Source organism: Kushneria aurantia DSM 21353 (assembly GCF_000382245.1).
GTDB classification, from domain to species: domain Bacteria; phylum Pseudomonadota; class Gammaproteobacteria; order Pseudomonadales; family Halomonadaceae; genus Kushneria; species Kushneria aurantia.
This window is the reverse complement of the sequence record NZ_KB907907.1, coordinates 1-8,251: the sequence shown is the minus strand read 5'-3', so window position 1 is coordinate 8,251 and position 8,251 is coordinate 1. Positions and strand designations below refer to the sequence as shown.

Here is an 8,251-nt window from a genome sequence, read left to right as displayed (position 1 = left end):
CTACCGTTGTTGCTGGTGTAGTCTGATGCAAAAATGTTCTCGCAATCGGACCAGTCGATTCTCTGACTCATTTGCACCAACTCGTGGCGCATGTTGATGACGTCATCAAGGTAGATGTTGAGCAGGTCACGCTGTGGATTCTGGCGCTGATCGCGGGGAGTCATGTCGATTTCTCACGATTTTGGCGAGGATAGACCAGATTTTACGCCGAAAAGGGAGCATCATCCAGGCGCATAATCATGATTTCACGGTGATTTTTGGTTTTTCAGGACCGACTAAGTATCATCCCAGTGAGCCCAGTCCCGGGCCTGGGCCGCCAGTGATTGATGGCTATTTTCCAGAGCTGTTCGGGCGCGATCCAGTGCTGCACCGGCCAGATTGTCTTCCTGGCTGATCAGTTTGGGCATGACAATGAAGCGTTCAATGAAAAACAGGGCCGACAATGCGGAAACGGTGATCAATGCCAGCAGCATGAGGAATTTCTGGATGAGTGACGGGAAGTAGGGCTGGAATTTCATGTCTGGCAGGGCTCGGTGGCCCCATCCTCCTTTATTGCAATGGCGGAGTGCGCTGCTCTTTACCTCACCTCCCTGCACCTAAAGGATCAAGCCGGGCCCAGCGTCGCATACCTGTAAATGGTATGGTGTATACGACTGATAGTGGCAAAACAGTTCACAAAAACAAGTTTTTTGCCGACTGTTGTGATCGGAATGACCGGAACCTGTCAACCTGATTCGGACAGATCGTTAAAAATTAATGTCGATTTCGTCGCGGTGTCGCTTGCCGCCGGTAGCGTCGGGAAGTTCACCACGCTGTAGGGGGTCGGGTCGTCGTCATCGGGCTGTACCGGATTGATCGAGACACTGGCCGGTGGCATCGCCACCCTGGGGCGTCCGCACAGGAACCGCTCGGGGTGCGTCTCGAAGCTGTCATCGAGCGCTCGCTGACGGACCTCTGCCATCTCGTGATATCGGCCGGTGAAGACCTGCTCCGGCGTGAAGCCCGCCAGCCCGCTGTGATGGTGCTGCAGGTTGTACCAGTCGACGTAGGCGCTGTACCACTGCCGGGCATGGACGATGCTCTCGAAGCGCCCGGGATAGTCGGGCTGGTACTTGCTGGTCTTGAACTGGCTTTCGCTGAAGGGATTGTCGTTGCTGACCCTCGGGCGGCTGTGGCTGCACGTCACCCCCAGCTCTCCCATGAGGTCCAGATAACTCCGGGCGATCATCGGCGAGCCGCGATCCTGGTGGAGCGTCAGCGCGCCATGCGGGATTCCGTAGCGATCCACGGCCTCCTGGAAGAGCTGTTGAGCCAGCGCGGCAGTCTCCTTGTGGGAGATCATCCAGGCCACGATGAAGCGGCTGTACAGATCCAGCACCACGTAGAGGTTGAGGTAGACGCCACGACGCCGTGTGGGCAATTTGCTGAGGTGAGTAGACCAGGGGAATTTCACCCTCAGCCTCTCGCAGAACGGTGCGTGAACCTCTCGGCTCACACCGCTCCCATCAAGCAAACGCACCCGACATTCCTTGCGACCAGTGCGCGAACAGCTTCGGGCGCACTTTTACCAGCCGCTCAAGTGTGGCAATCGTTTTCTTCTTCCTTCCTCGAAGATGCTTGAACTTTCGCATAGCCCACCTGACCAGTCGTTGGTTGACGTAGCGCGCCACCCGATACATCAATGATCGATAATAACGCCCATAGTAATTCCACCAACCGTGCAGGTAAGGGTTAATAAAGCCAGCGATATCCGTGATGGACAGGTCTGTTCGCTGCCCTATTCGCCATTTCCGCACTTTCTCAATGATTCCCTGGATGGAAGGCCGACTGATTCCCGGACAAAATCCCAAAAAGAGTTCTCCAGAGCGACCCTTCACTACTCGTTTCTTGAACGTGTAGCCAAGGAAGTCAAAGGATGTGTGCGCATGGTTACTGGCTCTGCGGTGATCCTGGCAGTAAACAATCCTGGTTTTCTCTGGATGTAGCTCAAGCCCACACTCCCTGAACCGCTCATGCAGACTACGCAGCAGGAATCGAGCCTGCCTTTGAGTGCTACAGTGAAGCAGTCCATCGTCAGCATACCGACACCAATCAATGGCCGGAAAATGCCGACTGATCCACCGGTCAAAGGTGTAGTGCAAAAAGAGATTGGCCAATAAAGGGCTGATAACGCCACCCTGCGGCGTGCCCTTGTCGCGCTCATCCGTTCGACCGTCCGCGTGTACCAATGGTGCTGTTAACCATCGTCGGATGTATAACTTCACCCAGGGATTCGCGGTGTGACGATCAATCGCCTTCAGCAGGAGTTCATGCGGAATGTTGTCAAATAGACCACGGATATCAAATTCCAGCACCCACGGATAACGCCAGCACCGTTTCCGAGTAACTCCAATCGCCTGTATCGCCGATTTTCCCGGCCGATACCCGTAAGAGTCCTCCAGAAAGTGCGGTTCTACCTCGGGCTCAAACTGAAGTTTGACGACCATCTGGGCGATTCTGTCCGTTACGGTCGGAATGCCCAGTATCCGCTCACCTCCTGATTTCTTTGGGATTGAGACGGCACGAACCGGGGGCGGCATATAGCTGCCCGAAGACATTCGGTTCCAGAGTTTATAGAGATTATTCCTGCGATCACGGTCAAAGGCTTCCAGGGACTGTCGATCTACACCGGCAGATCCCGCATTGGCTTTGACCCGATTGTAAGCTTCTACAACCAACCACTTGTCAATGTCGTATGGTTTTGCCTGACACCGACCCTCCTCCTGCATTTGCAGTTGAGACCGACGCTCAGGCGGCTTGACGCTGCCCCTTCGCTCCACCTCCATTACAGAAGCTTCGTCACTACTACGAGCAGCTCCGTCCCAGTATCGTGCCTCGGTACTCTCGGCCTTGTGGTGGTCGCCACTTGTGCCTTCTCCCTTGAACATCACGATGACTGGTTCCCGCAGTTCCCAGCAAGAGCCTGATATTGAGTCGCGCCCACTTTATGCCGGACACCACTTGCGCAGCATTCGGAATACACCCGCAAGCTCATCCCGGGGATGGGACACGCCCCCGGTTTTGATGTCACATATGGTTTTCGACACGTCATCATGGGTTCGCTCTCGCTCACCTCTCAATATCACACCTGACTGCCTCACTGTGCAGCCTTTTGACCCAATGCTCACCACAGACACTCTTGATGCCTGCAGCCCGGGCTGGTTTGGAGCCTGCTTCCGACAGCCGACTCCGGTGGACCCTTCACCATCTCTTGCTGAGCTTATGGCTCATTAAAACTCCCGCATCCTTGCGGTCATTCTCCAGTGCCTCTGCGGCACACTATCCCACGTCCACGCCTCATTGGCGGCTCTTGCCGTGATGCGTGGCATGGCATGGTGCTGGGGCGCACGCTGAGGGCGGCGATCACCGCTCTCCTTGACCTCCCGCAGCTGCCGGTACCAGGTGCTGAGCGAGCCGATATAGATCCCTTGCTGCAGCAGATCGTGGTAGATCTCGTAGACCGGCTGATCCCGGTAGGGCTCGCTATGCGCGATCTCAAGCATTTGTGCTCGCTCCTCGGCCGACAGGGCTGCGGGCTGCGGGCAGTGTCGGCGCGACCTGGAGGCTCCGGTAGAAGGCTCATGGCGGCGTTGTCGCCAGGCGTACACCGTGCTGCGGTTAATGCCCAGGGATCGACAGGCCATGGCCAGGGGGAGGTGCGCCGGGCGCTCGTCGATCACCGTGATCATGGTTCGCTCCCATTGTTCATGTGATCGAGCATGGACAAGGCTTTTTTTTGGAGCGACAGGCAGTCTTCGGCGGTCGAGAGCCGCTGCTGAAGGCGGGCGTTCTCACGCTCCAGTGCCTCGATGCGCTTCTGCTCCGGCGTCTTGCTCGGCGTTGGGCCTGGAGCCGTCTTGTGGAGCTTCTCCACGCCGCTCTCGGCAAGCTCCTTGCGCCATGTCGTCAGCTGGCTGCTGTAGAGCTTTTCGCGGCGCAACAGCTCTCCGAGTTCGCCATGCCGGCAGGCATCGGCTTCCGCCAGGATGCGCAGCTTGTACTCGGTGGAGAACTGACGTCGCGTGCGCTTCTCCAGCTTGGGATTCGGTGTGACCTGATGATCGGGTAGTTCGGTTGGTGGTTTGGGCATGATACGGACTCCTGAATCTCGGGCTCTGGTATTGAGTTTAACTCACTGAGCCGGTGTATGGATTCAGGTTGACACACAGGGTGACAAGCGCTCGGTAAAAACGTGATAATCATCCGCCAGTTATGCCCACGCAGGAAAAGGGAGATCGTAATGAAAACCATAGGATTGATTGGCGGTATGAGTTGGGAGTCGACCCAGACCTATTACCGGTTGATCAATGAGAAAGTTCGCGACCAGCTGGGCGGCCTGCACTCGGCACGCCTGGTGCTTTACAGCGTGGATTTCGCCGAAATTGAGGCCCTGCAACACCGGGGTGACTGGGAGGCCACGGCGAAGATTCTCGGCGAGGCTGGCAAGGCTCTGGAATCCGCCGGCGCCGACTTTCTGGTGCTCTGTACCAACACCATGCACAAGATTGCTCCCGGCATAGAAGAAGTGATTGATGTGCCGCTGCTCCATATTGCCGATGCCACTGCCAATGCCCTGCTGCGTGATGGCATCAGCAGGGTGGGGCTGCTTGGAACCCGTTTTACCATGGAGCAGACCTTTTATATCGAACGTCTTGAGGCTCAGGGTATTGACGTTGTGGTCCCCGAGCCCGAGCAGAGAAACACGATTCACTCCGTTATCTATGAGGAGCTGTGTCAGGGCGTGGTGAATCCGGAATCGAAGTCGGCCTATCTTGCGATTGTCGACTCCCTGGCAGAACGTGGGGCAGAAGCCGTGATCCTCGGATGTACGGAGATTGGCCTGCTGATTCAGGGCAGCGACACCAGCGTGCCTTTGTATGACACCACCGAAATTCATGCCGAGCAGGCGGTGAAACTGGTCTTGCGTGAGGATCTGACTGTCAGGAAACCAACGTGATCGAACTCAGTCCCTGGCTACAGGTGGCGCTGCTGACGCTGGGCGCCGGGATCACGATGTCTATCGGTGCGGCATTGGCGGGCATCGAGCGCATCCGCCCCCGATGGCTGGAAAACGAATTCCGTCACGCCATTATTGCCTTTGGCGGCGGGGCCCTGTTAGCGGCTGTCGCCCTGGTACTGGTGCCTGAAGGCATTCGAAACCTGTCAGCCGGGGCGGTGTTTGGCTGGTTTTCGGCTGGTTTTCGGCTGGCGGCGTGGCCTTCATGCTGCTGGATCGATGGCTGGCGGCCCACGGTACCTCGGCGAGTCAGCTCACGGCGATGCTCTCGGACTTTGTGCCCGAAGCCCTGGCGCTGGGCGCCACTTTTACGGTTTCCCGGGAGTCCGGTTTGTTGCTGGCCGGCATTATTGCCCTGCAGAATCTGCCGGAAGGTTTCAATGCCTATCGTGAACTGGCGTTATCCACGAGGTATCGCGGTTCACGGGTGGTGCTGGCGTTCGCCGACGGAGCGAATGTCGCAACAGATCTTTTCAGCACAATATTCGAGTGCGCGGATTAAGTAAAGTTGTGTAACGGTGAAGTGAGACAAAAGCAGTACACCTGATTCCCGTTTATCGCTCGCCGGTAACACGATCCTTCCCCTACCGCACGGACGCGCTGCTCAAAATACGAGCGATCTGCTGTATCACTGCCATCGCGCCCTACCATTGGAAAATATCGACGTTGACGTTCAGTGTGCCCGGTATCCGTATACTGGCCCGCAATCACTTCATCACGCTTGCCGTTCACCAGCGCTCCAGTAACAGTCTGAACACACAGAGGAAAATTAGATGGATTTAAAAGAGGTCGTACAGGGACAACTGAGCGAGGCCGCCGAGGTGCTGGCCCGTTTCAGTCAGGACGAGGCGCAAATTGCGGCCATCGCACAGGCTGCCGAGCTGTTGGCTGCACGCTTCAAGGCGGGCGGCAAGGTGCTGGCCTGCGGCAACGGCGGTTCCCACTGTGATGCAATGCATTTTGCCGAGGAGCTGACCGGGCGCTTTCGTGATAATCGCGCCGGTCTGCCGGCCATCGCCATTTCAGACCCGAGCCACCTTTCCTGTGTGGCCAACGACTATGGTTACGAGCATGTTTTTTCTCGCTACGTCGAGGCACTGGGACAGCCGGGGGATGTTCTGTTCGGTCTATCCACTTCCGGGAACTCCGACACCATCATCCGGGCAGTCGACGCTGCCAGAGAGCGGGGCATGCACGTCATACTGCTGACGGGCAAGGATGGCGGCAAACTGGCAGGCCAGGCCGACGTAGAGGTTCGAGTGCCCCACTTCGGCTATGCCGACCGTATCCAGGAAATTCACATCAAGGTGATTCATTCCATCATCTTGATGGTGGAACAGTTGACGGCATCAACGGATTAAAGCGTGACGTGGACGATCAGCAGGCTTATGACCAGATGGTGTTAGGTGTGGACTTATGATCAACATCGCTCGCCAGAATGAAATGATCACGCCCCGATCCAGCCGATTCTGGTCTTGTAGTATCCCGTTGAGTCCCCATTAGGCAGTGAAACGCGAGGCCCCATGCCGACAACGATTAGACAAGCGACAGAGAACGACATCGATGCCCTGGCCGCGATCAGTCGTGCTACCTACATCGAGACGTTCGCCGCGCACTACTCGACGCAGACGATGACGCAGTATCTCGAATCGGCCTTTGCGCGCTCAACGCTAGCGAGCGAAGTTGCTGGCAGGGAATCGGAATTCTGGCTGCTGGAGGTCGACGGCGAGTGCGGCGGCTATCTCAGGGTCAATTGAGGAGACGCCCGAACCGAATGCCACGAAGAGAGCGCGCTGGAAATCGAGCGCATCTATCGGCTTGCTTCACTACAGGGGCAAGGCTACGGCAGAACCCTTTATGACAAGGCACTAAAGATCGCCGAGCGCCGCAACGCCGACTTCGTATGGCTGGGGGTGTCGGAAAACAATCTCGCCGCGATCGCGTTCTACCAGAAGCTCGGTTTTGTGATCGATGGCGTCCACGAATTCCGCATGGGCGACGGGGTGGATAACGACTACATCATGAAGCGCCGAATGAACGAGGCCGCCGCGTTCCAGCACTCGTCCGGCGTTATCGAGCGTCTATTTTCCTCCACCGTTTCGGGCTAACCTGCCGTTTCCACAAGAAACCTGAGAACACTCATGCCTTTGATGGACCGACGCAAGCTGCTACTGGGCGATGCGCTGTCACCGTCATCTCGTCACCAGCTCACTGCATGGATGATCGAGGGCAAGACCGGTGACGACCGTTTGCGCGCAGGAATGCCCGCTAGCTGGCTGATTGGTGAAAAGACCGGCACCAGTGGCGAGGGCAATGCTAACGATATCGGGGTCGCGTGGCCGGGGAATCGCGGCGCGGTGATCGCTGTGGCCTATACCTACCTGCCTGATGCCAGCAAGACCACGCGGGACGAAGTGGTCGCCGAAATAGGCCGACTCGCTGCCGACGTGTGAACCGCTCGCCACGGGCTTTTACATCGCCCCAGTCCCAACACTCGACGTAAGGACACAACGCGATGGACCTCACAGTCTGGATCACCTACCTCGGCGTCATCACCGCCCTGATCATGTTCCCCGGGCCGGTCGCCCTGCTCTGCATGAGCCACGGCCTACGTCACGGGCGCCGCCGGGCGCTGGCGACCGTGGTAGGTGGTGCGTTGGCGTCGCTGGCGCTGATGGCACTGTCGTCGCTGGGGCTGGGGGCAATCCTTGCCACCTCGGAAACCGCTTTCGTCATGTTGAAGGCGGTGGGCGCGGCTTATCTGGTCTATCTCGGTGTACAGGCGTGGCGTTCCCCCGCCGAGCCAATGGCAGCACCCGAGGCGGCGGCGCCCTCCACGGCAAGCATTCGCTCGGCGCGGCGGCTGTTCGCCAGGGGCTTCACCGCAGGGCGATCGCACGTAGCGATTCATTCTCATTCAAGCCCGAGGAGCTGGGCACGGTAATCATCCAATGTCGCCGCAAGGACTCGTTTGACCTTTAAACTGCCCTTGCGCTTTACCGGATTCAGCCGGATCAGGTTGAGGGTCAGGCGCTTGAGGATGGCCAGATTATGCGCCGCGTGGGCAGTCCGTGCTCGCATCTGGTCATCCGCAAAGGCCACATCCAGGCACCAGTGCACCCGGTTCTCGATGCCCCAGTGTTGGCGTACCGCCCTGGCCAGCCGCTCGGCATCGGGAGCCAGGCTGCTGATGTA

The 8,251-nt window shown here is 57.9% G+C and carries 12 protein-coding genes and 1 pseudogene; 7 read left to right on the top strand and 6 right to left on the bottom strand.

Annotated features, from left to right (window positions below; all coding sequences use genetic code 11):
* Positions 1 to 275: 275 nt before the first annotated feature.
* The 5 genes from H146_RS0117650 to H146_RS0117630 all read right to left on the bottom strand — a co-directional run bounded on the left by H146_RS0117650 (position 276) and on the right by H146_RS0117630 (position 4,129).
* Positions 276 to 518, bottom strand: a complete 243-nt coding sequence (locus H146_RS0117650) for a hypothetical protein (protein WP_019953205.1) — start codon at positions 516 to 518, stop codon at positions 276 to 278.
* A 206-nt stretch (positions 519 to 724) separates the two neighbouring features.
* Positions 725 to 1,453 (bottom strand): DDE-type integrase/transposase/recombinase, encoded by a 729-nt coding sequence (locus H146_RS19845; protein ID WP_169433502.1) that lies wholly within the window; start codon positions 1,451 to 1,453, stop codon positions 725 to 727.
* 52 nt (positions 1,454 to 1,505) lie between these two features.
* Positions 1,506 to 2,927, bottom strand: a complete 1,422-nt coding sequence (ltrA, locus tag H146_RS0117640) for a group II intron reverse transcriptase/maturase (RefSeq protein ID WP_245558786.1) — start codon at positions 2,925 to 2,927, stop codon at positions 1,506 to 1,508.
* A 342-nt stretch (positions 2,928 to 3,269) separates the two neighbouring features.
* On the bottom strand, positions 3,270 to 3,728 hold the full coding sequence (locus H146_RS0117635) for a helix-turn-helix domain-containing protein (protein WP_019953202.1): 459 nt from the start codon (positions 3,726 to 3,728) through the stop codon (positions 3,270 to 3,272).
* Positions 3,725 to 4,129: a transposase gene (locus tag H146_RS0117630; RefSeq protein WP_019953201.1), complete on the bottom strand. Its 405-nt coding sequence runs from the start codon at positions 4,127 to 4,129 to the stop codon at positions 3,725 to 3,727. Before H146_RS0117630 ends, H146_RS0117635 begins: the two co-directional genes overlap by 4 nt.
* A 150-nt stretch (positions 4,130 to 4,279) precedes the next feature.
* Between H146_RS0117630 and H146_RS0117625 the strand changes: the two genes are divergently transcribed.
* The 7 genes and pseudogenes from H146_RS0117625 to H146_RS21025 all read left to right on the top strand — a co-directional run bounded on the left by H146_RS0117625 (position 4,280) and on the right by H146_RS21025 (position 8,000).
* Positions 4,280 to 4,996: an aspartate/glutamate racemase family protein gene (locus H146_RS0117625; RefSeq protein ID WP_026352099.1), complete on the top strand. Its 717-nt coding sequence runs from the start codon at positions 4,280 to 4,282 to the stop codon at positions 4,994 to 4,996.
* Positions 4,997 to 5,261: 265 nt separating this feature from the next.
* Complete coding sequence (locus H146_RS20425) at positions 5,262 to 5,558, top strand: ZIP family metal transporter (RefSeq protein WP_019953199.1); 297 nt, start codon at positions 5,262 to 5,264, stop codon at positions 5,556 to 5,558.
* Positions 5,559 to 5,829: 271 nt separating this feature from the next.
* A complete protein-coding gene (lpcA, locus tag H146_RS0117615; RefSeq protein ID WP_019953198.1) occupies positions 5,830 to 6,417 on the top strand; it encodes a D-sedoheptulose 7-phosphate isomerase in 588 nt (195 codons plus the stop codon).
* A 162-nt stretch (positions 6,418 to 6,579) separates the two neighbouring features.
* A complete protein-coding gene (locus H146_RS20420) occupies positions 6,580 to 6,813 on the top strand; it encodes a GNAT family N-acetyltransferase (protein ID WP_019953197.1) in 234 nt (77 codons plus the stop codon).
* Positions 6,814 to 6,837: 24 nt separating this feature from the next.
* Positions 6,838 to 7,164, top strand: a pseudogene (locus H146_RS21030) (GNAT family N-acetyltransferase); the annotation flags it as partial.
* Positions 7,165 to 7,197: 33 nt separating this feature from the next.
* Entirely contained in the window at positions 7,198 to 7,509 is a 312-nt protein-coding gene (locus H146_RS0117605; RefSeq protein WP_019953195.1) for a serine hydrolase, read from the top strand.
* 62 nt (positions 7,510 to 7,571) lie between these two features.
* On the top strand, positions 7,572 to 8,000 hold the full coding sequence (locus H146_RS21025; protein ID WP_019953194.1) for a LysE family translocator: 429 nt from the start codon (positions 7,572 to 7,574) through the stop codon (positions 7,998 to 8,000).
* Here the strand turns inward: H146_RS21025 and H146_RS0117595 are convergent.
* Positions 7,970 to 8,251 (bottom strand): ISAs1 family transposase (locus H146_RS0117595; RefSeq protein ID WP_019952778.1); only part of this gene is annotated, 282 nt, incomplete at its 5' end. The two genes, H146_RS21025 and H146_RS0117595, sit on opposite strands and share 31 nt — an antisense overlap.

What these genes read in the sequence shown, in the direction of transcription:
- H146_RS21025 (WP_019953194.1), top strand. Translation starts at nt 7,572, where the DNA reads ATGGACCTCACAGTCTGGATCACCTACCTCGGCGTCATCACCGCCCTG.
- H146_RS0117650 (WP_019953205.1), bottom strand. Translation starts at nt 518, where the DNA reads ATGAAATTCCAGCCCTACTTCCCGTCACTCATCCAGAAATTCCTCATG.
- H146_RS0117605 (WP_019953195.1), top strand. Translation starts at nt 7,198, where the DNA reads ATGCCTTTGATGGACCGACGCAAGCTGCTACTGGGCGATGCGCTGTCA.
- ltrA (WP_245558786.1), bottom strand. Translation starts at nt 2,927, where the DNA reads ATGTTCAAGGGAGAAGGCACAAGTGGCGACCACCACAAGGCCGAGAGT.
- H146_RS0117625 (WP_026352099.1), top strand. Translation starts at nt 4,280, where the DNA reads ATGAAAACCATAGGATTGATTGGCGGTATGAGTTGGGAGTCGACCCAG.
- H146_RS0117635 (WP_019953202.1), bottom strand. Translation starts at nt 3,728, where the DNA reads ATGATCACGGTGATCGACGAGCGCCCGGCGCACCTCCCCCTGGCCATG.
- H146_RS0117630 (WP_019953201.1), bottom strand. Translation starts at nt 4,129, where the DNA reads ATGCCCAAACCACCAACCGAACTACCCGATCATCAGGTCACACCGAAT.
- H146_RS20420 (WP_019953197.1), top strand. Translation starts at nt 6,580, where the DNA reads ATGCCGACAACGATTAGACAAGCGACAGAGAACGACATCGATGCCCTG.
- lpcA (WP_019953198.1), top strand. Translation starts at nt 5,830, where the DNA reads ATGGATTTAAAAGAGGTCGTACAGGGACAACTGAGCGAGGCCGCCGAG.
- H146_RS20425 (WP_019953199.1), top strand. Translation starts at nt 5,262, where the DNA reads ATGCTGCTGGATCGATGGCTGGCGGCCCACGGTACCTCGGCGAGTCAG.